We start from the raw sequence: 23,879 nt of genomic DNA, 5'->3' as shown, positions 1-23,879 counted from the left end.
GCGCCGCTACGAGAACAGCATGAGCACGATGCCGATCAGCGGCAGGATGCCCTGGATGAGCGCCGGTCGCAGGTACCCGCGCCCGGTGGTCACGAGCACGACGGAGGCCGCGAGCATGCTGCCCATCGTGAAGTAGATGAGCGCCAGCCCCGCGGCGTGCGCGCCCACGCCGAAAAGGATCAGCCCGATGATCGCGCCGATCGCGAGGAACAGGTTGTAGAACCCCTGGTTGTACGCCATCGGCCGCGTGGTGTTCGCCGCCGCCTGATCGGCGACCCCGAACCGCTTCCAGACGCCGGGCCGCACCCATCCGACGCTCTCCATGAAGAAGATCCCGACGTGGAGCGCAGCAGCCAGCGTGACGACGACGGTCGCGAGCACGATCATGCGGTCAGCCTAACGGCAGCCACGCGGATCACGCCCGAACGTCGACCACCGTCCGCCCGCGCAGCCGCCCGGCCAGGATGTCCTCCGCCGCCGGAATGGCCTCCGCGAGCGGGACGAACCGCGTCATCGCGGCGAGCGCCTCCTCGTCGAGGTCGGTCGCCAGCCGCCGCCAGGCCGTCTCGCGGAGCGCGGCAGGCGCCTCCACCGAGTTGATCCCGACCAGCGTCACCGCCCGCAGGATGAACGGCATCACGGTCGCCGGGAGGTCCGGGCCCTGCGCGAGACCGCACGCCGCGACCGTCCCGCCGTACCGGGTCTGCGCGAGCACGTTCGCGAGCGTGTGGCTGCCGACCGAGTCCACGGCCCCCGCCCACTTCTGGCTCTGCAGCGGCCGCCCCTCCAGGGACAGCTCCGCCCGGTCGACGATCGCCGTCGCCCCGAGGTCGGTGAGATAGCCTCCCAGCTCCTCCGGCCGCCCCGTGGAGGCCGTAACCGGATAACCGAGTTTCGCCAGCAGTGCGGTCGCGACCGACCCGACCCCGCCCGCAGCGCCCGTGACCAGCACACTCGACCCGGCGGCGTGCACGGCCTCCGGCTGGATCCCGTTCCGCTCCAGCGCGAGGACGGCCAGCATCGCCGTGAACCCCGCCGTCCCGATCGCCGCGGCCTGCTCGGAGCTCAGCGCGTCCGGCACCCGCACCAGCGCCTCCCCGCGCACCCGCGCCCGCTCGGCCAGGCCGCCGTGATGGCTCTCCCCGATCCCGTCGCCGTTGAGCACGACCCGGTCGCCCGGCCGCCACCGCGGATCGTCGGATGCCTCCACGACGCCCACCAGGTCGATGCCCGGGATGAGCGGCGACACCCGCGCGACCCCCGGCTTCCCGGAGATGGCGAGCCCGTCCTTGAAGTTGAGGTCGGAGAACTCGACGGCGATCGTCACGTCCCCCGGCATGAGGAAGGCGTCGGTCAGCCGCCGCACCTCAGCGGTGTGCGCGAGGATGCGGGACCCCTCCTTCTCCTGTTCGATGACGATGGCACGGAAGTCGGTCATTCTTGTCCTTCGGTCGTCGTTCGGTCCTGGCGAGCGTGCGATCGCGCGGCTCAGTTCAGGATGGGGACACCCGCCGGCAGCTCCCCACCCGCGTACAGCTCCGCCGCCGTCCGCTGCACCGCGGCGAGCGCCACGCGCTGCGGCCACGGCCCATACGAGACGCGCGCGACCCCGAGCTCGTGCAGCCGCGCCGGCGGCAGCGACCCGGGCACCGCGATCACGCTCAGCTTCCGCACCCCGAGCCCGGCGACGAGTTGCGTCACCGTCTCCTCGTCCAGGCGCCCGGGCACGAACACGCAGGTCGCCCCCTCGTCCAGGAACGCCCGGCCGCGCCGGATCGCCTCCTCGGTCTTCTCCGCCGCCGTCGGGTAGGCGTTCTGAATCCACACGTCCGTGCGCGCGTTGAGCGCGAACGGCACGCCCTCGGCGTCGGCCGCCGCGACCGCCGCCCGCACGTGAGCGACGGCCTCCTCGAACGGACGCACCTGGTCCTCCAGGTTCGCCCCGACCGCGCCCACGCCGATCGCCCGGCGGATCGTCTCGCCCGGATCGCCGTACCCGCCTTCGAGGTCGGCGCTCACCGGGAGGTCGGTGGCCGCGACGATGCGCCCGACCATGTCGAGCATCAGGTCGAGCGGGATGTTCTCGCCGTCCTCGTACCCGAGCGTCGCCGCGATCGAGTGGCTGGCCGTCGCGAGCGCGCGGGTCTCCGGGAGGGCGGCGACGGCTTTCGCGCTGATCGCGTCCCACACGTTGACCACCTGCAGCAGCTCGGGGGCGTCGTGAAGACGGCGCAGCTCAGCGCCGCGTTCGGTGATGGAGGTCATGACGCCACCCTACGACCCGCGCCCGGCGCGCTCTAGGATGAGCGCATGGCGGGCGCCGCTGAGCCGGAGGGGCCGCCGCGAGCGGAGCCCGCGGCGGGCGGGGGACGGCTGCGCGATGCGCCGCCGACCGGCGCACCCGGCCCCGCCAAGACCCTCTCCGCCACCGGCCGGCGCGTCTCGATCAACGCCGTCGTCGACAACGTCTTCTTCGTGTTCGGCGGCGTCGCGGCCGTCTGGCTGGCGTGGCTCATCTTCACCGAGAGCTTCGCGTGGGGCTGGTTCCTGCTCCTCTTCTTCGTCGTCTTCTGGATCGTCCTCGCCTACCTGGTGCTTCCGCGCCTGCACCGCATCCTCACCCAGATCTACGTGCCGGACTACTTCATCGGCCGTGCCCGCACCAGCGATGGACTCCTCGGCGACCCGATCAACCTGGCGCTGCTGGGGTCGGAGGCGCAGCTCGACGAGGCGATGACCGAAGCCGGGTGGACGCGCGCCGACGACGTGACCGCCGCCTCCAGCCGCCGCATCATCACCTCCACGCTGCTGCGCCGCAGCTACGACGAGGCGCCGGTGAGCCCGCTCTTCCTGTTCGGGCACCAGCAGGACGTCGCGTACCAGCAGGAGGTCAAAGGCAACCCGGCCAAGCGCCATCACGTCCGGTTCTGGCGCTGCCCGGAGGGCTGGCTGCTGCCGGGAGGCCACCGCGTCGACTGGCTGGCAGCCGGGACCTTCGACCGCTCGGTGGGCTTCTCGTTGTTCACTCTCCAGATCACGCACAAGATCGACGCGAACACGGACATCGAACGCGACCACATCGTCTCGACGCTGACGAGCGCGGACATCGGCGCGGAGGTCGCGGTGATCCGCGACTTCTCGTCCGGTTACCACGCACGCAACGGTGGCGGCGACGCCATCGAGACCGACGGCGACCTCCCTGTGGTCGACCTGACGGAGGTGCTGGTGGAGCCCCGCGCCGTCGCAGTCGCCGCCGGCGCGGACCAACGGAGGATCGACCGCGCCGAGCGCCGCCCGGTGCCGACGACGCTGGGCTTCCTGCTCATGCTGCTGCGCGTGCTGGCGGGCGTGCTGACCGTGGTGCTCACCGTGCTGGCGTGGCCGCTGTTCATCCGGTCGGAGCTCGTGTCCGCGACCGGCAAGGCCCTCACCGCCGCGGAACAGCAGAGCGCCGACCTGGTCTTCGGGATCGCGATGGGCCTGTTCGCCGCGGGGCTGGTGTTCTATTTCGCGATCGCCCTGCTCGTCTTCACGGGGAGCAACTGGGCCCGCATCGTCGCGATGTCGTACAGCGCTCTGCTGATCATCCTCGCCGCGATCGACTTCTTCAACGGCGGCGAGCAGGTCACCCTCCGCACCAACATCCTCGGCCTCCCGCTCGACATCCTGGTGGTGCTCGCCCTGTCCTCCCAGCGCGCCCGGCTGTGGGCCCGACGCCCCCGGGTACACCGGCGACGTGGAGGGCACCCCACCGCGATCGCTGCAGGACCGGCCGCGGCCGCCCAGCTTCCCGCCGCCCAGTAGCCGTCACCCCACCTTCACATCAACTTCTTCCCCTCCGCCCCTCCCGCCTTCAGCGCCGACTCCTCCGCATCCAGGAACGCGAGCACCGACCGCACCGCCAGCTCCTGGTATCGCCCTTCGGCCCGCGCTTCGAGGACCGCCTGCCGTTCCGCCACGATCATCGACCGCCGTAGCTTCCGGTACTCGAGCGGAGCAGGGACCTCCGCGTCCGGGACCGGGTTCTCGAGCGCCTCGGAGAGGAAGACCGCGTTGACCCGCAGCCGTTCGATCACCCGTTCGTCCTCCTGCCCGGTCACCCGCGACTCCAGATGCTCCAGCCCCGCCGCCTGCGCCTCGGCGAGCAGCCGCTCCATCTCGCCCGCCTCCTGCGCGAAGTCCGGCGGCGGCAGCTTCAGGCGGCGGATGACCCACGGCAGCGCGAGCCCCTCCAGCAGGGTCGCCACCACCACGACGAACGCCAGGAACTGCAGGAACTCGCGGTGCGGGGTCGACTCCGGCAGCAAGAACACCGCCGCCAGCGTCACCACCCCGCGGATCCCCGCGAACGACACCGCGATGCCGGTCGGCCACGTCCAGCCGCGCTCGCGGAGGCGTTGCGGCCCGTACCGGTACAGCGCCGTCGTTCCGACCATCCACAGGAACCGCGCCAGGAACAGCGCCAGCAGCACGGCGATGCTGATCCACACCGTCTGCGCCACCGTGATGCCCGAACGGAACGCCGAGTTCAGGATGCTCGACAGCTCCAGCCCGATGAAGAGGAAGACCGCGTTCTCCAGCAGGAACTCGATCGTCCGCCAGTTGATGGTCTCTGCGATCCGCGCCTCCGCCGTCTGGATGGTGGGCGACCGGTACCCGAGGTACAGGCCCGCCACGACCACCGACAGGATGCCCGACCCGTGCAGGAACTGCGAGGGGATGAACGCCAGGTACGGCGTGATCAGCCCGATGGAGGTGTCCAGCACGGGGGAGCGGAGCTGCTTGCGGATGAGCGAGAGCACCCACCCCACGAGGAGGCCCATCCCGACCCCGACCACGACCGCGATCACGAAGTCTCCGGCGATGGCCCACGGGTTCACGATGCTGACGATCGCGGCGATGCTCGCGTTCAGCGCCACCAGCGCGGTCGCGTCGTTGAGCAGGCTCTCGCCCTCCAGCACGGTGACGAGTCGCCGCGGGAGGTGCACCCGGCCCGCGATCGCCGTCACCGCCACCGTGTCCGTCGGCGCCACCACCGCCCCGAACGCGAAGGCCGCCGCGACCGTTATCGCCGGCACCACCAGCCAGGTGGTGAAGCCGACCACGACCACGGTGAACACCACCAGCCCGACCGAGAGCAGGAGGATGCCGTCGCGCCTGGCGCGCACGTCGACGATCGACGTCTGGATGGCCGCGGCGAACAGCAAGGGAGGCAGCAGCCCGTACAGCACGACCTCCGGCTCCAGCGCCACCTGCGGCACCCCGGGGATGAAGGACGCGATCGCGCCCACGACCACCAGCACCACGGGCGCCGACCAGTTGACGCGCCGCGAGAGCCCAGTGACCGTGACCGTGACGACGACGAAGGACACGATCCAGACGATGGTGGTGACCGGATCCATGAGGTTCATCTTGGCCGCAACGCGAAAGGGCCAGCAATGGTTCCCGCGAATCGGTGGAGAACCCGTCGATCCCGGAGCCTGTGGAGGACTACAGGACTACAGGACTACCCCGCGTCACGCAGCGTGAGCGGCGCACTCCACCACATCGCACTCCGCGCACACCACCAGCTGCTCCCGGCACGACAGGTCGCTGCAGTTCCGCATCCGGTCGGTCGCCGTTCCGCACCCCGCGCAGCGCCCGACCACCGCGGAATGGTCCGAGAACCGGACGGACCCGCGCCCGTCGAAGACGTACAGCGACCCCTCCCACAGCCCGTCGTCCCCGAAGCGCTCGCCGTAGCGGACTACGCCGCCGTCGAGCTGGTAGACCTCGCCGAATCCGCGCGAGCGCATCAGCCCCGACAGCACCTCGCAGCGGATGCCGCCGGTGCAGTATGTCACGACCGGCTTGTCCTTGAGGTGGTCGTACCGTCCGCTCTCCAGCTCGGCGACGAACTCCCGGGTCGTCGCCACGTCGGGCACGACGGCCCCGCGGAACCGGCCGATCTCCGCCTCGAACCGGTTGCGCCCGTCGAAGAAGACCACGTCGTCGCGGGAGTCCAAGAGCGCGTGCAGAGCGTCCGGGTCGAGCCGCTCGCCCCCGCCGACGACGCCCGACGCATCCACCTGGAGCTCCGACGGCGCCCCGAACGACACGATCTCGTCCCGCACGCGCACCGACAGCCGCGGGAAGTCCAGGCTCCCGCCCGAGGCGTCCAGCCCCGACCCTTCGCTCCACTTCACGTCGAGGTCGTGGAACGCCGCGTACTCCTTGGTCTTGCGCAGGTACCGCTTGAGCGCGCCGAGCTCGCCGCCCAGCGTCCCGTTGATGCCGTCCTTGGACAGCAGGATCCGCCCGCGCAGCCCGAGCGCCTCGCACAGGTCGCGCTGCCAGAGCCGCACCGCGTCCGGGTCCGACAGTGGTGCGAAGGCGTAATAAAGGAGGACTTTCGCGACGGGCACCGGGGGATGCTAGCAGCGGCGACTGCGAGAACAGACAGATTCGTTAGTCATCCGTTCAGCGGAATGGACCAGAGTGGTCGCATGCGAACCATCGTCATCCTGCCCACGTACAACGAGCGGGAGAACATCGGACCCGTGGTCGGCCGGATCCGCGCCTCGGCGCCGGAGGTCGACGTGCTCGTGGTCGACGACGGTTCGCCGGACGGCACCGGCGAGATCGCGGACGCGCTCGCCGCGACCGACGCCAACGTCAAGGTGCTGCACCGCGCGGGCAAGGAGGGCCTCGGCGCCGCCTACCGGGCCGGGATGGCCTGGGCGCTCGACGCCGGGTACGACGCGGTGGTCGAGATGGACGCGGACGGTTCGCACCGCCCGGAGGAGCTTCCCGCCCTGCTCGCGTCGCTCCGCCAGCTCCCGCAGGGCGACGCGGCGGACGGCGCCGACCTCGTGCTGGGCTCCCGCTGGGTCCCTGGCGGCGGTGTGGTCAACTGGCCGGCGCGCCGACGGTTCCTCTCCAAGGGCGGCAGCACGTACTCCCGGTTCTGGCTGGGCGTGCCGGCGAAGGACGTGACCGGTGGGTACCGCGCCTTCACCGCCGACGCCCTGCGCCGCATCCACTTCGAGGACGTCGAGAGCCAGGGCTACTGCTTCCAGATCGACATGCTGCGCCGCGCATACGACGCCGGCCTCACCGTCGTGGAGGTCCCGATCACGTTCGTCGAGCGCGAGCACGGCGTCTCCAAGATGAGCGGCGGCATCGTCGCGGAGGCCATGCTGCGGGTCACCGGCTGGGGGATCGTCGGCCTCCCGCGCCGCTTCCGCCGCCGCCCTGTCCCCGCGACCGTGACGGAGACGACGCAGCGGGCGTAGCGTGAGCGCTATGTCGAAAGATCCGCTGGAGCGCTTCGGCGCCGTTCCCCAGTTCACCGTCACGAGCGACGACGTCGCCGACGACCGCCCGCTCGGCCGCGCGCAGTGGGGCGCGGGCGGAGGCGGTGGCGACGTGTCGCCGCAGCTCTCCTGGAGCGGGTTCCCCGCCGGGACGAAGAGCTTCGCCGTCACCATCCACGACCCCGACGCCCCGACCGGCTCCGGCTTCTGGCACTGGGCCGTCTACAACATCCCGGCGTCGGTGACCTCGCTGGCGTCCGGCGCGGGAGCGGAGGGCGGCGCGAGCCTCCCGCAGGGCGCCGCGATGCTCTCCAACGAGCTGCGCTCGAAGAGCTTCACCGGCGCGGGCCCGCCTCCCGGAACCGGGACGCACCACTATCACGTGGTCGTCCACGCCCTCGACGTCGACCACCTCGACCTCGACCCTGAGTCGACCCCGGCGGTGCTGGGCTTCAACGCGCACTTCCACTCGCTGGGCCGCGCCGTCGTCACCCCGATCGCGACCGCAGGGGACATCTAGCCGACGCTCAGTGCTTGTTCCCGGTCAACGCCAGCACCCCGCCGAGACCGATCATCAGCACGCCGCCGGTCGCACCCAGCCGCTCCACTCGCTTCGGTGACCGCCCGAACCACGCCCGGGCGGTCCCCGCGGCGAGCGCCCACACGCTGTCGAACGTCAACGCCAGCAGCAGGAACACCACCCCCAGCTCGAACAGCTGCACCGGGATGCCGCCCGCCCGGTAGTCGACGAACTGCGGCAGCACCGCCACGAAGAACACCAGCGACTTCGGGTTGGTGACCCCGACCAGCATCCCCTCACCGACGATCCTCCAGCGGGACCGCCGCGGCGGCGTCGCCTCGTGCGTCACCGCCGTGTGCCTGCGGTGCCGGATGGCCTGAACCCCGAGGTACATCAGGTACGCAGCGCCCGCGAACTTCACGATCGTGAACGCGACCAGTGACTGCGCGACGAGCGCCCCGATCCCGAGCGACACCGCGACCACGAGCGGCAGCATCCCGAGCGCGTTGCCGAGCACGCTCAGTAGGCCGCCGAGCCTCCCGAGGGCCAGCGAGCGCCCGATCACGAACAGCACGCTCGGTCCGGGGATCACGATGAGCGCGATCGACGCGAGCGCGAAGGCGAGCAGGGAGGGCGGCGGGACCATAGCAGGAGCGTAGGCGAGGTAGGTTCGTTACGTGAAGCTCCACAACGTTCGTGTGCACAGAAGCGACGAGAACCTCGCCCGTCAGGACCAGCTCGCCTGGAAGATCGCGGAGGTCGCCGCCGACCCGGTGGAGGTCGACGCCGAGGTCGCCGACATGGTGATCAACCGCGTCATCGACAACGCCGCCGTGGCCGCCGCCTCCCTCACCCGCAGGCCGGTCGTGTCGGCCCGCTCGCAGGCGCTGGCCCACCCGCTGCCCGCCGCGCAGCTGGAGGAGCTGACCGCCTCCGCCGACCACCCGCAGGACGGCGCGACCGTGTTCGGGGAGCCGCAGCGGACCCGGGTCAGCCCGGAGTGGGCCGCCTGGGCGAACGGTGTGGCCGTGCGCGAGCTCGACTACCACGACACCTTCCTCGCCGCCGAGTACTCGCACCCCGGCGACAACATCCCGCCGATCACCGCCGTCGCCCAGCACGCCGCCCGCGCGTACGGTCTCACCGGCCGCGACCTGGTGCGCGGCATCGCGACCGGGTACGAGATCCAGATCGACCTCGCGAAGGCGATCAGCCTGCACGCCCACAAGATCGACCACGTCGCCCACCTCGGCCCGAGCGCTGCCGCGGGCATCGGCACGCTGCTGCACCTGCCGCCGGAGACGATCTTCCAGGCCATCGGCCAGGCGCTTCACACCACCACCGCCACCCGCCAGTCGCGCAAGGGCGAGATCTCCAGTTGGAAGGCGCACGCCCCCGCGTTCGCCGGCAAGATGGCCGTCGAGGCGATCGATCGGGCGCTGCGCGGCGAGACCAGCCCCACCCCGATCTACGAGGGCGAGGACGGCGTCATCGCCTGGCTGCTCGACGGCCCGAGCGCGTCCTACGACGTGCCGCTGCCGGAGGCCGGGGAGGCCAAGCGCGCCATCCTCGACTCGTACACCAAGGAGCATTCCGCCGAGTACCAGGCGCAGGCCTGGATCGACCTCGCCCGCAAGCTCCACAAGGAGCACCCGGAGGCCGCCGACCCCGAGCGTGTGGAGAGCATCGTCATCCACACCTCGCACCACACCCACTACGTCATCGGCTCCGGCGCGAACGACCCGCAGAAGTACGACCCCACCGCGTCGCGCGAGACGCTGGACCACAGCATCCCGTACATCTTCACCGTCGCGCTGCAGGACGGCGGCTGGCACCACGTGGAGTCCTACCTCCCGACCCGCGCCGCCCGTCCCGACACCGTCGCGCTCTGGGGCAAGGTCACCACGACCGAGGACCCGGAGTGGACCCGCCGCTACCACTCCATCGACCCGGCCGAGAAGGCGTTCGGCGGCCGCGTCGTCATCACCCTCGCCGACGGCCGCGTGATCGAGGACCAGATCGCCGTCGCCGACGCCCACCCGCTCGGCGCCCGGCCGTTCGCCCGCGCCGACTACGTCGCCAAGTTCCGCTCACTGGCGGCGGAGGTGCTGGAGGAGGCCGAGGTCGAGCGGTTCCTCGCCCTCGCCGAGCGCCTCCCCGAGCTGTCCGCCGCCGAGCTCGGCGGCCTCACCATCACCGCGCGCCCTGGCCTCCTGGCCGGCGTCCCCGCGCCGAGAGGACTGTTCTGATGCTGTACTCCTCCCTTCCCGCGCACGAGAAGCGCGCGGCGTTCCGGGCGCGGCTGGCGTCCGGCGAGCTGGTGCGGATGCCGGGAGCCTTCAACCCGCTGAGCGCGCGCCTCATCGAGCGCAAGGGCTTCGAGGGCGTCTACATCTCCGGCGCCGTGCTGTCCGCCGACCTCGGCCTCCCGGACATCGGGCTCACCACCCTCACCGAGGTGGCCGGCCGTGCGGCACAGATCGCGCGGATGACCGACCTCCCGACCCTGGTCGACGCCGACACCGGCTTCGGCGAGCCGATGAACGTCGCCCGCACGGTGCAGACGCTGGAGGACGCCGGCGTCGCCGGCCTCCACATCGAGGACCAGGTCAACCCGAAGCGCTGCGGCCACCTCGACGGCAAGCAGGTCGTGGACGAAGACACCGCGCTCAAGCGCATCCGCGCCGCCGCCGACGCCCGCCGCGACCCGAACCTGCTGATCATGGCGCGCACCGACATCCGAGCGGTGGAGGGTCTGGAGGCCGCGATCGACCGGGCCAAGGCGCTCGTCGACGCGGGCGCCGACGCGATCTTCCCGGAGGCCATGGCCGACCTGTCCGAGTTCGCGGCCGTGCGCGCCGCCGTGGACGTGCCGATCCTGGCCAACATGACCGAGTTCGGCAAGAGCGACCTGTTCACCGTCGACCAGCTCCGCGACATCGGCGTCAACATCGTGATCTGGCCGGTCTCCCTGCTCCGCCTGGCGATGGGGGCCGCCGAGCGCGGTCTCGACCAGCTCCTCGCGGAGGGCACCCTGGAGCCGATGCTCGGGTGGATGCAGCATCGCGCCGAGCTGTACGACCTGATTGACTACGAGGGTTACAACGCGTTCGACACATCGGTGTACAACTTCGAGGTGCGCCGCTGAGCTCCGCTCATAGCCGCGTCCAGCACGAGTCACGACCAGCACAGCAGCGAAGGAGCAGCACAATGACCGACCCCGAGATCCACAAGGGCCTCGCCGGCGTCGTCGTGGACACCACGACCATCTCGTCCGTCAACCCGCAGACCAACTCGCTGCTGTACCGCGGCTACCCGGTGCAGGAACTGGCCGCGAACTGCTCGTTCGAGGAGGTCGCCTGGCTGCTGTGGCACGGCGAGTTGCCGACGGCGGAGGAGCTGGCCGGGTTCGAGAAGCTGGAGCGCGGCCTGCGCCGCATGGACGACCGCACCCGCCGCGCGCTGGACGACATCCCCGCTTCGGCGCACCCGATGGACGCCCTGCGGACCGCGGTCAGCCAGCTCGGCGGCCTCGACCCGACGCTGGAGCAGGAGAACGGCATCCTCGACCCGGAGCTCAACCTCAGCCGTGCGGTCTACCTCTTCGCCCAGCTCCCGACGATCGTGGCGTACATCCAGCGCCGCCGTCGCGGGCTCGACCCGGTGGAGTCGCGGGACGACCTCGACTACGCGGAGAACTTCCTCTGGCTGACCTTCGGCGAGGTGCCGGACGAGGTGGTCGTGAACGCCTTCCGCGTCTCGCTCGTGCTCTACGCGGAGCACTCGTTCAACGCCTCCACATTCACCGCGCGCGTCATCGCCTCCACGCTGTCGGACGTCTACTCGGCGGTCACCGGTGCGATCGGCGCCCTCAAGGGCCCGCTTCACGGCGGCGCGAACGAGGCCGTCATGCACGCCTTCGACGAGATCGGCAGCGCGGACCGGGCGGAGGCCTGGCTGGACGACGCCCTCGCCGAGAAGCGCAAGATCATGGGCTTCGGCCACCGCGTCTACAAGAACGGCGACTCGCGCGTGCCGACCATGCGGGCCTCCCTCGTCGAGCTGGTCGACCACTACGACCGCCAGGACATGCTCGACCTTTACGACGCGCTCGAGAAGGCGATGGGCGACCGCAAGAACATCAAGCCGAACCTGGACTACCCCTCCGGCCCGGCCTACAACCTGATGGGCTTCGACACCGAGACCTTCACCCCGCTGTTCGCCGCGGCCCGCGTCACCGGCTGGACCGCCCACATCTTCGAGCAGTACGCCGCCAACTCCCTCATCCGCCCCCTGTCGCTGTACAACGGCCCCACCGAGCGCCACCTCCCCTAACCCCGCCCCCGCAAACAACGGAGGAGACCCGCCCCACCTCGGGCCGGATCTCCTCCGTTGACTGCTATTCCGGGCTCACCGCACCCCGATCTCCTCCGTTATCACCGCCACAGCAGTAGCGCATCCCCCTGCCCGCCACCACCGCACAACGCAACCGCCGCCCGCCCGGCCCCCCGCCGCGCAAGCTCATGCGCCGCATGCCCCGCCAGCCGCGCCCCCGACGCCCCGATCGGATGCCCGAGCGCGATCGCACCGCCATGGATGTTGACCTTCTCCGGGTCCACGTCGAGGTCGGCCGTCGACTGCAACGCCACGGCCGCGAACGCCTCGTTGATCTCCACCAGGTCCAGCTCGTCCACACTCCACCCGGCCCGCTTCAGCGCCGCATTGATGGCGTTCGACGGCTGCGAGTGGAGGGAGTTGTCCGGCCCCGCGACCTGCCCGCTGGCCCCGACGACGGCCAGCCACTCCAGCCCGAGCCGCTCGGCGTTCTCCCGCGACGTGAGGATCAGCGCCGCCGCCCCATCGCTCAACGGCGACGAGTTGCCCGCAGTGAGCGTCCCGCCCTCCGCGAAGCTCGGCCGCAGCTTGGCCAGCACCTCCACCGTCGAGTCCGGCCGCACCCCCTCATCGACCGCGACGACGATCGGGTCGCCCTTCCGCTGCGGGATGCTGACCGGCGCGATCTCCTCCGCGAACACCCCGGAGGCCGCCGCCGCGCCCGCGCGCTGGTGCGACGACGCCGCGAACGCGTCCTGCGCCTCCCGCGTGAGTCCGAGCTTCTCCGTGTAGCTCTCGGTCGAGGCGCCCATCGAGATCTTGTCGAACGCGTCCGTCAGCCCGTCATAGGCGGCCGTGTCCAGCGCTTCGAGCGACCCGTAGGTCCAGCCCTTCCGCGAGCCGGGGAGGATGTGCGGGGCGTTCGTCATGGACTCCTGGCCGCCCGCCGCGACCACGGTGGCCTCGCCGGCGCGGATGAGCCGCGCGGCGTCGATCACGGCCGCGAGTCCGGACAGGCACACCTTGTTGATGGTCGTCGCCGGGACGTCCCAGCCGATCCCCGCGGCGATGGCCGTCTGCCGCGCCGGGTTCTGTCCCGCGCCGGCCTGGAGCACCTGCCCGAAGATCACGGTGTCGATGTCGGACGCCTGGAGCCCGGACTGCTCGATCGCCTTCCGCAGCGCAACGGTGCCGAGCTGGACGGCGGTCTGGCTGGCGAGCGCGCCGGTCACCTTGCCGAGCGGCGTGCGCGCGGCGGAGAGGATGACGACATCGTTCGGGCGGGGTTCGGGGAGGGTGCTGGTCATTGCGGGACGACTCCTTCGTCGGCTGATTCTCTCCACCCATTGTCATCCACAGGTGGAGGCCGCAGGCCAGTTCTCCACAGATTGAGACGATCGGCCACGAAGGACTCCATCCCGTTCCTAGCGTGGACGCATGTCCGAGTCGGAAGAAGCAGAGGAGTCACTTGCCCATGTACCGAATCACGACCGTCCACGGGAACGGATGCGCCGGCTCGGCGTCGGTTCGCTCACCGACGACGAAGTCCTCGCCCTCGTCCTCGGCTCCGGCCAGATGGGGCGGAGCGTCCTGTCCCTGGCACGCGCCATCCTGGCCCGCTGCGGCGGGTTCCCCGGGCTCGCGACGATGGACTTCGCCCGGCTGGAGACCCTGCCGGGCGTCGGCCCCGCGACAGCCGGCCGGCTCGTCGCCATCATCGAGATCTGGCGCAGGGCCGGACGATCATCCTCGTGGACGCGGCTGGTCGACCACGACGCCATCGCGGACGTGGTCAGGCCCGAGCTGCTGCACCGCGACAGCGAGCGGTTCGTCGTGGTCGTCGCCGATCGCGCGGCCCGGCCCCTGGAGCTCGTGCTTCTGCGCGACGGCGGCGTCGACGAGCGGTCCATCCAGCCGGCCGACATCCTCCAGGCCGTGCTCACTCGCGGCGGACGGTCGTTCGCCGTCGCGCACAATCATCCGTCGGGATTGCTCGACCCGTCCGTGGCCGACACCGTCCTCACCCGCAGGCTTGATCAGGCGGCGGCCACCATCGGGCTGCGCTTCCTCGGCCACATCCTGGTGGCCGGCGAACAGTGGACCGCGCTCTCGGCTACGGGGTCAGTCGCGTCGGTCCGCGGAAGAGATAGGTCGTCTCGCGCAGGTTGGCGAGGTGCAGCATCAGCATGAGCACGCGCGCCAGTCCCATCCCGAATCCGCCGTGCGGCGGGATGCCGTAGCGGAACGTCGCGAGCACGTCCTCCAGCTCCTCCACCGAGAGCCCCTTGTCGACGGCCTGCTCCTCGAGGATCTCGACGCGGTGCTCACGCTGGGCGCCCGTGGAGATCTCGACGCCGTTGAAGATGAGGTCGTAGCTCTTGGTGATCGACGGGTCCTCGGGGTGACGCATGTGGTAGTACGGCCGGATGCTGGAGGCGTAGTCCGTCAGGAACACGAACTCGTGACCGTAGGTCTCCTTCACATACGCGGAGATCCGGCGCTCGCCCTCCGGGTCCATGTCGTCGTCCGCGCGGGGCACCTCGTAGCCCTGCTCGGCGACGATGCGCTTGGCCTCGGCCAGCGGGATGCGCGGGAACGGAGTCGTCGGAACCGTGACCTCGACGCCGAACAGCGCCTCGATCTCCGCGCCGTGCTTCTCCTTGACCGCCGTGAAGCCGGCGACGAGGAGGTCCTCGTGCACCTTCATGACGTCCTCGTGGCTGTCGATCCAGCTCAGCTCGGTGTCGACGCTCGTGAACTCGGTCGCGTGCCGGCTGGTGAAACTGGGGTCGGCGCGGAACGCCGGGCCGATCTCGAAGACGCGGCCGAAGCCGGCGGCCTGGGCCATCTGCTTGAAGATCTGCGGGCTCTGGGCGAGGTACGCGGTCGTCTCGAAGTAGGGCAACTCGAAGAGCTCCGCGCGCGACTCGGACGCCGAGGCCATGAGCTTCGGGGTGTGGATCTCGATGAAGCCGTTGTCCACCCAGTACTGCCGCATGGCGTGTTCGAGAGTGGTCTGCACGCGGAAGATCAGGTTGTGCTTCGGCTCGCGGAGGTCGAGGAAGCGCCAGTCCATGCGCTTGTCGATGCCGCTGTCCGCGGCGATCGGCGTCTCCGGGATGGCGGCCGTCTCGACTTCGAGGGTGTTCAGCTTGATCTCGATGCCGCCGAGCTTGACCCGCTCGTCGTGCTTGAGCTCCCCGGTGGCGCGCACGAACGACCCCTGCGACAGACCGGAGATGGTCGTCGCCGGCTCGTCGGCGACCACGGCGCCGTCCTCGTCGACCGTGCGCGGATTGACGAGCTGGACAGCGCCCGACTCGTCGCGCAGCACGACGAACTGCACCTTCTTCTGGTCGCGGACGGTCTCGACCCATCCGGCGACGCTCACGGGGCCGTCGGGCAGAGCGGCGAGGTCTTTGATCAAAACGCGTGCGGTCACGATCGACAAGCCTACCGCTCGCCATTACCGCCCGAGAGGGGCGGCCGGGGGTGCAGCGCTCCCACGCTCAGTGAATTCAAGGCAAGCCGCTCCGTAGACTGGTGCGGTGGTAGCAAGCCAGGTACATCTCGTCCGTCACGGAGAGGTGTTCAATCCCGACGGCATCCTGTACGGCAGGCTGCCCGGCTTCGGGCTGTCCAAACTCGGTCACCGGATGGCGCAGGCCGCCGCCGACGACCTGGCCGCCCGCTCCCGACCGGTGTCCCTGCTGCGCATGTCGCCGCTGCAGCGCACCCGCGAGTCGATGGCGCCGATCGCGGCGGCCTTCGGTCTGGACCCCGAGGTGGACGAGCGGATCATCGAGCCCACCAACCACTTCGAGGGCACCAACATGCGCCGCGCCCTGAAGAACCCGGCCAACTGGCCGTTCATCGTCTACCCGCCCCGGCCGAGCTGGGGCGAGGCCTACACCAGCATCGAGAAGCGGATGAAGGAGGCCGTCGACGCAGCGTTCGACTCGGTCGAGTCCGGCGACGTCGTCCTGGTCAGCCACCAACTCCCGATCTGGGTCATGCACCTCTCGGCAGCGGGGGAGCGGTTCCCGCACGACCCGCGCAAGCGCCGCTGCGCGCTCTCCAGCATCACCACCTTCGAGCGGACGACCGAGCCGGCCCCTGCACCTCAGCCGCGTCCCGGCGAGGCGCAGGTCCCGGCCGACCCGGACGCCCCGCCCGTCGTCCGGGTGGTGGAGGTCGGCTACGTCGAGCCCGCCGGCAGCCTGATCAAGGCAGCGACCGATGTGGGGGCCGTGTGACCTCCGTCCGACTCTCCGCTCGACGCCGCCTCGCACTCCTTCTTCCTGCGGCCGCCGCGGCCACGGCCCTCCTGCTCTCGGGGTGCACGTCCAACGACGCCCTCGCCAACCAGTACCGTTCCGGCAACGGCCAGAACTACATCGCGGGCGACGGCAGCGTGAGCGAGTACGCCGCGGCGAATCGCGGCGCCCCCGTCGCCTTCTCCGGCAAGCTCGCGGACGGCACCGCGGTGTCCTCGAAGGACTACGCCGGCAAGGTCCTCGTCGTGAACTTCTGGTACGCGGGTTGCCCGCCGTGCCGGGTGGAGGCGCCCGACCTCGAATCGCTGTCGCAGAAGTACGCCTCCCAGGGCGTCAGCTTCCTCGGCGTCAACCTCTACGACTCCGCGAGCACGGCGGCCAGTTTCGAGCAGGACAAGGGCGTGACCTACCCCTCCGTCCTCGACCGCGACACCGGGTCCGTCCTGCTCGCCTTCAGCAAAACCGTCCCGCCCAAGGCCACACCGACCACGATCGTGATCGACAAGCAGGGCCGCGTGGCCGCCCGCATCCTCGGCGCCATCCCGGACAAGAGCATCCTCGACTCGCTCATCTCCGACGCCGTGGCCGGGAAGTGACCGTGAACGTCGGTCAGATCGTCTTCAGCGGCCAGCTCCTGCTCGCACTCCCCATCGCGCTCCTAGCCGGGCTGGTCTCGTTCGCGTCCCCGTGCGTCCTGCCGCTCGTGCCCGGCTACCTCGCCTACGTCGGCGGGATCAGCGACCCGGGTGCCAAGCGCGACCGCAGCCGGGTGCTGACCGGGGTGGCCTTGTTCGTGCTCGGCTTCGCTGTCGTCTTCATCGCCTACGGCGCCGCATTCGGCGCTCTCGGCGGATGGCTCCTCCAATGGCAGGAGGTGGTCATCCGGGTGCTCGGCGTGCTCGTCATCCTGATGGGCCTTGTGTTCATCGGCCAGTTCTCGTTCCTGCAACGCACGATCAAGCCGACCTGGCGTCCGGCGACCGGCCTGATCGGCGCGCCGCTGCTCGGCGTCGTCTTCGGCCTCGGCTGGACGCCGTGCATCGGCCCGACGCTCGCGGCGATCCTCTCATTGAGCTTCGGCTCTGGTTCACCCTGGCGAGGCGCCTTGCTCGGACTCTTCTACTGCGTGGGCCTCGGCATCCCGTTCCTCCTCGTCGCGCTCGGATTCGACTGGGTCGCGGGATCGGTGGCTTTCGTCAAGCGCCATATCCGCGTCGTCAACATCATCGGAGGCTCGCTCCTCGTGGTGATCGGTGTGCTGATGGCCTCCGGCCTGTGGACCGACCTCATGTCCCAGTTCTTGGAGGTGATCCGCGGGTTTGTCCCGGCCATCTGACCACATCGACGTCGCGCCTCCCCGCGAGGATCCGAACGTCGTCCAGCCCAAGCTCGGCCCGCTCGGCTGGCTCCGCTGGGCCTGGCGCCAGCTCACGAGCATGCGCACCGCGCTGTTCCTGCTGCTCCTGCTCGCGATCGCGGCGGTCCCCGGCTCGCTGTTCCCGCAGCGCGGCGCCGACCCGAACGGCGTCACCAAGTACTTCAGCGACAACCCGCAGCTCGCGCCGGTGCTCGACAAGTTCCAGCTCTTCGACGTCTACACGTCGTTCTGGTTCTCGGCCATCTACCTGCTGCTGTTCGCATCGCTGATCGGCTGCATCATCCCGCGCACCGCGCACCACTTCCGCGCGCTGCGGGCCCGGCCGCCCAAGACTCCCGTCCGGCTCACCCGGATGTCGGCGTTCCAAGCGCGCATCCTGCCCGCCGAACTCCGCGCGGACGCCCCGAACCCGATCGAAGCGGCGCGCCAGGTGCTCCGCCGCTCGCGCTACCGGGTGTCCCTCTACCAGGACGCCCGATCGACGTCGGTCTCCGCCGAGCGCGGCTACCTCCGCGAGACCGGCAACCTGGTCTTCCACATCGCGCTGCTCGGCGTGCTGGTCGCCGTCGGCATCGGCGGAGGCTTCGGCTACACCGGCCAGAAGGTCGTCGTCGTCGGGCAGAGCTTCGTCAACAGCCTGCCGTCCTACAACTCGTTCAACCCGGGGAGGTTCTTCTCCGACGGGTCGCTCGAGCCGTTCTCGATCCGGGTCAACAGCCTGGATGTCGCGTACGAGACCAAGAACCCGAACGCCAAAGGCACCCCGCTCGACTACACCGCGAAGGTGACGACGACAGGTCCGGGCGACACGTCGAGCGATTCGACGATCAAGGTCAACGAGCCGTTGGCGATCGGCGGCACGAACGTCTACCTGCTCGGCAACGGCTACGCGCCGACCATCACCGTCCGCGATCCCCAGGGCAAGGTGGTGTTCAACGACTCGGTGCCCTTCATCGCCGAGGACGCGCAGCTCACCTCGCTCGGCTGGGTGAAAGTGCCCGACGGCCTCCGGGAGCAGGTCGGGATGATCGGCTTCTTCTACCCGACGGTCGGCAAGAGCGCGACGGCGGCCGGCGCTCTGACCTCGACGTTCCCCGGCTTGAACGATCCGGTCCTCAGCCTGAACGTCTACGCAGGCGACCTCGGCGTCGACAGCGGCGTCCCGCAATCGGTCTACAGCCTGAACACCGACAAGATGTCCCAGCTGGCCGGGCCCGGCACGAAGACCAAGGCGCTGCAGCTGAAGCCGGGTCAGACCGTCGAGCTCCCGAGCGGGCTCGGCACGATCTCGATGGGAGACGTCAAACGCTACGCATCGCTCGACGTGCACCACGACCCCGCCCAGGGCTGGGTGCTGCTGTTCGCGATCCTCATCCTCGGCGGCCTGCTGACGTCGCTCTTCGTGCCCCGACGTCGCATCTGGGTCAAGGCCGTCGAGAACCCCGACGGCTCCCTGACCCTGGAGTACGCTGGCCTCGCCCGTGGTGAGGACCCCAACCTCCTCGCGGCTGTGACCGCCGTCGCCGACGAGCACACCGCACTCCTCACCCGAACCCCGAAGAATTAGGCTTGCACTCGTGACCGAAACCCTGTCCCAGTTGTCCACGGTCTTCATCTATGTGGCGATGGGGTTCTACGCGGCCGCGTTCATCGCGTTCGCGCTCGACCTCGCCCGCAGAGGAGCCAGAGCCACAGCCGAGGAGGCCGCGGTCGTCCCGAGCGCCGTCGCCCGGCGGGCGGAGGTCGCCCAACCGGTGGGAGCCACGGCCGCGCGGATGTCCGCGTCGGGCGGTGGGGCTGAGGCACCTCCGGCGACGCCGCCGTCGTCTGCGCTCGGCCGGCTGTCCTCCCGGATCAGCACACGACTCGAGGACGACGTGATGAACGGCGCCGCCTCGTCGGCGTCGATCAAGTGGGCGTTCGGCCTCACCATCGTGGGCTGGGGCTTCCACCTGATCGCCACCGTCCTGCGCGGCATCGCGGCCGACCGGGTGCCGTGGGCCAACATGTGGGAGTTCTCGATGACCGGGACCCTGGTCATCGTCGGCGTCTTCCTGGTCGCGAACCTCAAGTGGGACATCAAGTACCTCGGCACGTTCATCATCGGCCTGGTCCTGGTGCTGCAGGGGATCGCGCTGCTCCGGTACTTCGTCCCAGTGGTCCCGCTGCAGCCGGCGCTGCAGTCGTACTGGCTCGTGATCCACATCATCGTGGCCGTGCTGGGCACGGCGTTCTTCGCACTCGGCTTCGCGCTCTCGGGTCTCCAGCTCCTGCAGTACCGGCGCGAACGCCAGGTCGCGGAGTCCCGTCCCCAGCAGTTCAAGTTCCTCGCGACCCTCCCCAGCGCGGTCGCTCTGGAGAACCTCGCGTACCGGATCAATATCGTCGGCTTCATCGCCTGGACGTTCACGCTGATCGCCGGAGCCATCTGGGCCGAGAAGGCGTGGGGCCGTTACTGGGGCTGGGACACCAAGGAAGTCTGGACGTTCATCATCTGGGTGATCTACGCCGGCTACATCCACGCGCGGGCGACGCGCGGCTGGCGCGGATCGCGTTCCGCATGGCTCGCGATCATCGGCTTCGCAGCGGTGCTCTTCAACTTCGGCGTCGTCAACGTGTTCTTCCACGGACTCCACGCCTACTCGGGGCTCGGATCCTGATCGGATTCCGCCCCTCCCGCCTGACGCGGTCGCCCCTCCGGGCGACCGCGTTTTCGCGTTCCAGGGGGCTACTTCCGCGGAATCACGCGGATCCTGCCGTGCGACACGCCCGGGATGTCCGCGGAATTTGCGACGTCCCGGAGGCCTGCGTAAAGTACTTACTTGTCACCCCAAAGGTGCGGGAGAGCGGAAGAGCTCCCCGGCCTCAAGCGGGACCGAATCCTTAGCCTAGCGGCAAATCTCAACTTGAAAGAGTTGCTTTGCTGCGCTTAGGATTAACACCCCACTCACTGAGCAGGTCTGACCGGTTCGGGTCGTGCAAATCGGATGTATCCCACGATGGATGAACGAAAGAGCGCGAAACGGCCAACTTGACAAACTGACTGAGAGTGGTAAGGTAGAGAAGTTGCCTCACAGAGAAGCCCGAGAGGGTTGAAGGTGAGAGCGTCCGATCCTTGAGAACTCAACAGCGTGCACAATGTCAAATGCCAAAAACCTCGGCATTGACCCGAAGACCTCGGTCTGAAAGTCGATGCAAGAGATTCCTTTGGATTAGAAACAGAATGTCAGTAGATATTCGAAACTAGTCAAGACAAACTCGCAGGAGACGAGATATTCCTCTCCGATCCTGCACAATGTTTCCAGTCGCTTGCGACTTGGAGCTGAACATTTTACGGAGAGTTTGATCCTGGCTCAGGACGAACGCTGGCGGCGTGCTTAACACATGCAAGTCGAACGATGAACCTGGAGCTTGCTCTAGGGAATTAGTGGCGAACGGGTGAGTAACACGTGAGTAACCTGCCCTTGACTCTGGGATAACCTCCGGAAACGGAAGCTAATACCGGATATGACGCACGGAGGCATCTCCTGTGCGTGGAAAGAATTTCGGTCAAGGATGGACTCGCGGCCTATCAGGTAGTTGGTGAGGTAACGGCCCACCAAGCCTACGACGGGTAGCCGGCCTGAGAGGGTGACCGGCCACACTGGGACTGAGACACGGCCCAGACTCCTACGGGAGGCAGCAGTGGGGAATATTGCACAATGGGCGCAAGCCTGATGCAGCAACGCCGCGTGAGGGACGACGGCCTTCGGGTTGTAAACCTCTTTTAGTAGGGAAGAAGCGAAAGTGACGGTACCTGCAGAAAAAGCACCGGCTAACTACGTGCCAGCAGCCGCGGTAATACGTAGGGTGCGAGCGTTGTCCGGAATTATTGGGCGTAAAGAGCTCGTAGGCGGTCTGTCGCGTCTGCTGTGAAAACCCGAGGCTCAACCTCGGGCCTGCAGTGGGTACGGGCAGACTAGAGTGCGGTAGGGGAGAATGGAATTCCTGGTGTAGCGGTGGAATGCGCAGATATCAGGAGGAACACCGATGGCGAAGGCAGTTCTCTGGGCCGTAACTGACGCTGAGGAGCGAAAGCGTGGGGAGCGAACAGGATTAGATACCCTGGTAGTCCACGCCGTAAACGTTGGGCGCTAGATGTGGGGACCATTCCACGGTTTCCGTGTCGCAGCTAACGCATTAAGCGCCCCGCCTGGGGAGTACGGCCGCAAGGCTAAAACTCAAAGGAATTGACGGGGGCCCGCACAAGCGGCGGAGCATGCGGATTAATTCGATGCAACGCGAAGAACCTTACCAAGGCTTGACATATACGAGAACGGGCCAGAAATGGTCAACTCTTTGGACACTCGTAAACAGGTGGTGCATGGTTGTCGTCAGCTCGTGTCGTGAGATGTTGGGTTAAGTCCCGCAACGAGCGCAACCCTCGTTCTATGTTGCCAGCGCGTAATGGCGGGAACTCATAGGAGACTGCCGGGGTCAACTCGGAGGAAGGTGGGGATGACGTCAAATCATCATGCCCCTTATGTCTTGGGCTTCACGCATGCTACAATGGCCGGTACAAAGGGCTGCAATACCGTAAGGTGGAGCGAATCCCAAAAAGCCGGTCTCAGTTCGGATTGAGGTCTGCAACTCGACCTCATGAAGTCGGAGTCGCTAGTAATCGCAGATCAGCAACGCTGCGGTGAATACGTTCCCGGGCCTTGTACACACCGCCCGTCAAGTCATGAAAGTCGGTAACACCCGAAGCCGGTGGCCCAACCCTTGTGGAGGGAGCCGTCGAAGGTGGGATCGGTGATTAGGACTAAGTCGTAACAAGGTAGCCGTACCGGAAGGTGCGGCTGGATCACCTCCTTTCTAAGGAGCATCTGGCACCCTCGGGTGTCCAGGCGCCAGATCTGAGCGAACGTCTCAGCCGGTTAGCTCATGGGTGGAACATTGACATTGGTGCGGAGCCGAACGGCTCGAACTCAGTACATCTCTTGTAGATAGGAACGGCTCGGACCCGGAAGCCCCGCACATGCACGCTGTTGGGTCCTGAGGGACCGGACCTCATTCGAACGGATGAGAACCGAATCCTCTGGACCTTTTCTAGTCGGTCATAACTCGGCCGGCGGAGAAGGTACCGCCCGTACTTTGAGAACTACACAGTGGACGCGAGCATCTTAGATTCGAACCTTCGGGTTCGAATCACATAGATGATCACAGTACTTATGTACTGATAGATCATTGGTCAATCTGCTCATCTTCGGATGAGCCGATCGATTCTAAAACTCATGTGATTTCAAATTTCTAAGAGCAAACGGTGGATGCCTTGGCATCTGGAGCCGAAGAAGGACGTAGTAATCTGCGATAAGCCTCGGGGAGCTGATAAACGAGCTTTGATCCGAGGATCTCCGAATGGGGAAACCCCGCTGGGCCCGTAAGGTGACCCAGTGACTCCCGCCTGAATATATAGGGCGGGTAGAGGGAACGTGGGGAAGTGAAACATCTCAGTACCCACAGGAAGAGAAAGCAAAAGCGATTCCGTTAGTAGTGGCGAGCGAAACCGGAAGAGGCTAAACCGATCATGTGTGATAGCCGGCAGGCGTTGCATGGTCGGGGTTGCGGGACTTTTCAGCAGCTTCTGCCGAACTGCAAGCGTTACAGAGGATCATAGGCGAACGGCATTGAAAGGCCGGTCATAGAGGGTGCCAACCCCGTAGCCGAAATGGTCCAATGGCGCGAAGAGTATCCCAAGTAGCACGGGGCCCGAGAAATCCCGTGTGAATCTGTCAGGACCACCTGATAAGCCTAAATACTCCCAGATGACCGATAGCGGACAAGTACCGTGAGGGAAAGGTGAAAAGTACCCCGGGAGGGGAGTGAAATAGTACCTGAAACCGTTTGCTTACAAACCGTTGGAGCCTCCTTGTAGGGGTGACAGCGTGCCTTTTGAAGAATGAGCCTGCGAGTTAGCGATATGTGGCGAGGTTAACCCGTGAGGGGTAGCCGTAGCGAAAGCGAGTCTGAATAGGGCGATTCAGTCGCATGTCCTAGACCCGAAGCGAAGTGATCTATCCATGGCCAGGTTGAAG

20 protein-coding genes and 2 rRNA genes are annotated in these 23,879 nt (G+C 68.1%); 14 read left to right on the top strand and 8 right to left on the bottom strand.

Features of this window, described 5'->3' with window-relative positions; genetic code table 11:
- Positions 1-6: 6 nt before the first annotated feature.
- The 3 genes from ABCS02_RS26100 to ABCS02_RS26090 are packed head-to-tail and all read right to left on the bottom strand — an operon-like array spanning position 7 to position 2,265.
- Positions 7-387: a DUF1304 domain-containing protein gene (locus ABCS02_RS26100; protein WP_345838629.1), complete on the bottom strand. Its 381-nt coding sequence runs from the start codon at positions 385-387 to the stop codon at positions 7-9.
- A 28-nt stretch (positions 388-415) separates the two neighbouring features.
- A complete protein-coding gene (locus tag ABCS02_RS26095; protein WP_345838628.1) occupies positions 416-1,438 on the bottom strand; it encodes an MDR family oxidoreductase in 1,023 nt (340 codons plus the stop codon).
- A gap of 50 nt (positions 1,439-1,488) precedes the next feature.
- Complete coding sequence (locus tag ABCS02_RS26090) at positions 1,489-2,265, bottom strand: isocitrate lyase/phosphoenolpyruvate mutase family protein (protein ID WP_345838627.1); 777 nt, start codon at positions 2,263-2,265, stop codon at positions 1,489-1,491.
- A 45-nt stretch (positions 2,266-2,310) separates the two neighbouring features.
- On the opposite strand from ABCS02_RS26090, the gene ABCS02_RS26085 reads away from it, so the two are divergent.
- A complete protein-coding gene (locus ABCS02_RS26085) occupies positions 2,311-3,804 on the top strand; it encodes an LssY C-terminal domain-containing protein (RefSeq protein WP_345838626.1) in 1,494 nt (497 codons plus the stop codon).
- 14 nt (positions 3,805-3,818) lie between these two features.
- Here ABCS02_RS26085 and ABCS02_RS26080 read toward each other — a convergent pair whose 3' ends face one another.
- Both ABCS02_RS26080 and ABCS02_RS26075 read right to left on the bottom strand, forming a co-directional pair.
- Complete coding sequence (locus tag ABCS02_RS26080) at positions 3,819-5,402, bottom strand: Na+/H+ antiporter (RefSeq protein ID WP_345838625.1); 1,584 nt, start codon at positions 5,400-5,402, stop codon at positions 3,819-3,821.
- 114 nt (positions 5,403-5,516) lie between these two features.
- Positions 5,517-6,404, bottom strand: a complete 888-nt coding sequence (locus ABCS02_RS26075; RefSeq protein WP_345838624.1) for a rhodanese-related sulfurtransferase — start codon at positions 6,402-6,404, stop codon at positions 5,517-5,519.
- 81 nt (positions 6,405-6,485) lie between these two features.
- Between ABCS02_RS26075 and ABCS02_RS26070 the strand changes: the two genes are divergently transcribed.
- Positions 6,486-7,274, top strand: a complete 789-nt coding sequence (locus ABCS02_RS26070) for a polyprenol monophosphomannose synthase (protein WP_345838623.1) — start codon at positions 6,486-6,488, stop codon at positions 7,272-7,274.
- 10 nt (positions 7,275-7,284) lie between these two features.
- The gene (locus tag ABCS02_RS26065; RefSeq protein WP_345838622.1) at positions 7,285-7,815 is read left to right on the top strand and encodes a YbhB/YbcL family Raf kinase inhibitor-like protein; all 531 of its coding nucleotides are present in this window, start codon (positions 7,285-7,287) and stop codon (positions 7,813-7,815) included.
- Positions 7,816-7,822: 7 nt separating this feature from the next.
- Here ABCS02_RS26065 and ABCS02_RS26060 read toward each other — a convergent pair whose 3' ends face one another.
- Entirely contained in the window at positions 7,823-8,461 is a 639-nt protein-coding gene (locus ABCS02_RS26060; protein ID WP_345838621.1) for a LysE family translocator, read from the bottom strand.
- A 31-nt stretch (positions 8,462-8,492) separates the two neighbouring features.
- On the opposite strand from ABCS02_RS26060, the gene ABCS02_RS26055 reads away from it, so the two are divergent.
- The 3 genes from ABCS02_RS26055 (at position 8,493) to ABCS02_RS26045 (ending at position 12,150) form a co-directional block, all read left to right on the top strand.
- Positions 8,493-10,064, top strand: a complete 1,572-nt coding sequence (locus tag ABCS02_RS26055; RefSeq protein ID WP_345838620.1) for an MmgE/PrpD family protein — start codon at positions 8,493-8,495, stop codon at positions 10,062-10,064.
- Complete coding sequence (gene prpB, locus ABCS02_RS26050) at positions 10,064-10,963, top strand: methylisocitrate lyase (RefSeq protein WP_345838619.1); 900 nt, start codon at positions 10,064-10,066, stop codon at positions 10,961-10,963. Before ABCS02_RS26055 ends, prpB begins: the two co-directional genes overlap by 1 nt.
- Positions 10,964-11,025: 62 nt before the next feature.
- Positions 11,026-12,150 carry a bifunctional 2-methylcitrate synthase/citrate synthase gene (locus ABCS02_RS26045; protein WP_345838618.1) on the top strand — a complete coding sequence of 375 codons (1,125 nt, stop codon included), beginning with the start codon at positions 11,026-11,028 and terminating at the stop codon, positions 12,148-12,150.
- Between the two features lie 101 nt (positions 12,151-12,251).
- Here the strand turns inward: ABCS02_RS26045 and ABCS02_RS26040 are convergent, their stop codons facing one another.
- On the bottom strand, positions 12,252-13,457 hold the full coding sequence (locus ABCS02_RS26040) for an acetyl-CoA C-acetyltransferase (RefSeq protein ID WP_345838617.1): 1,206 nt from the start codon (positions 13,455-13,457) through the stop codon (positions 12,252-12,254).
- A gap of 130 nt (positions 13,458-13,587) precedes the next feature.
- Here ABCS02_RS26040 and radC point away from each other — a divergent pair, with 130 nt between their 5' ends.
- On the top strand, positions 13,588-14,340 hold the full coding sequence (gene radC / locus ABCS02_RS26035; RefSeq protein ID WP_345838616.1) for a DNA repair protein RadC: 753 nt from the start codon (positions 13,588-13,590) through the stop codon (positions 14,338-14,340).
- Here the strand turns inward: radC and aspS are convergent.
- Positions 14,264-15,592: an aspartate--tRNA(Asn) ligase gene (gene aspS, locus ABCS02_RS26030; protein ID WP_345838615.1), complete on the bottom strand. Its 1,329-nt coding sequence runs from the start codon at positions 15,590-15,592 to the stop codon at positions 14,264-14,266. The two genes, radC and aspS, sit on opposite strands and share 77 nt — an antisense overlap.
- A 106-nt stretch (positions 15,593-15,698) precedes the next feature.
- Here aspS and ABCS02_RS26025 point away from each other — a divergent pair, with 106 nt between their 5' ends.
- The 7 genes from ABCS02_RS26025 to ABCS02_RS25995 all read left to right on the top strand — a co-directional run.
- Positions 15,699-16,406, top strand: a complete 708-nt coding sequence (locus ABCS02_RS26025) for a histidine phosphatase family protein (protein WP_345838614.1) — start codon at positions 15,699-15,701, stop codon at positions 16,404-16,406.
- Positions 16,403-17,023, top strand: a complete 621-nt coding sequence (locus ABCS02_RS26020; RefSeq protein ID WP_345838613.1) for a TlpA disulfide reductase family protein — start codon at positions 16,403-16,405, stop codon at positions 17,021-17,023. The genes ABCS02_RS26025 and ABCS02_RS26020 overlap by 4 nt, the downstream gene beginning before the upstream one ends.
- Positions 17,024-17,025: 2 nt before the next feature.
- Positions 17,026-17,763 carry a cytochrome c biogenesis protein CcdA gene (locus ABCS02_RS26015; RefSeq protein ID WP_345838612.1) on the top strand — a complete coding sequence of 246 codons (738 nt, stop codon included), beginning with the start codon at positions 17,026-17,028 and terminating at the stop codon, positions 17,761-17,763.
- Positions 17,747-19,372 (top strand): cytochrome c biogenesis protein ResB, encoded by a 1,626-nt coding sequence (locus ABCS02_RS26010; protein WP_345838611.1) that lies wholly within the window; start codon positions 17,747-17,749, stop codon positions 19,370-19,372. The genes ABCS02_RS26015 and ABCS02_RS26010 overlap by 17 nt, the downstream gene beginning before the upstream one ends.
- A gap of 10 nt (positions 19,373-19,382) precedes the next feature.
- Entirely contained in the window at positions 19,383-20,465 is a 1,083-nt protein-coding gene (ccsB, locus tag ABCS02_RS26005; RefSeq protein ID WP_345838610.1) for a c-type cytochrome biogenesis protein CcsB, read from the top strand.
- A gap of 670 nt (positions 20,466-21,135) precedes the next feature.
- Positions 21,136-22,659, top strand: a 16S ribosomal RNA gene (locus ABCS02_RS26000).
- Between the two features lie 425 nt (positions 22,660-23,084).
- Positions 23,085-23,879: ribosomal RNA gene (locus ABCS02_RS25995) — 23S ribosomal RNA — on the top strand; the annotation flags it as partial.

The sequence above is a fragment of the Microbacterium sp. X-17 genome (genome assembly GCF_039615055.1).
The sequence above is the reverse complement of the archived record's forward strand: the minus strand, read 5'-3'. Positions and strand labels throughout refer to the sequence as shown.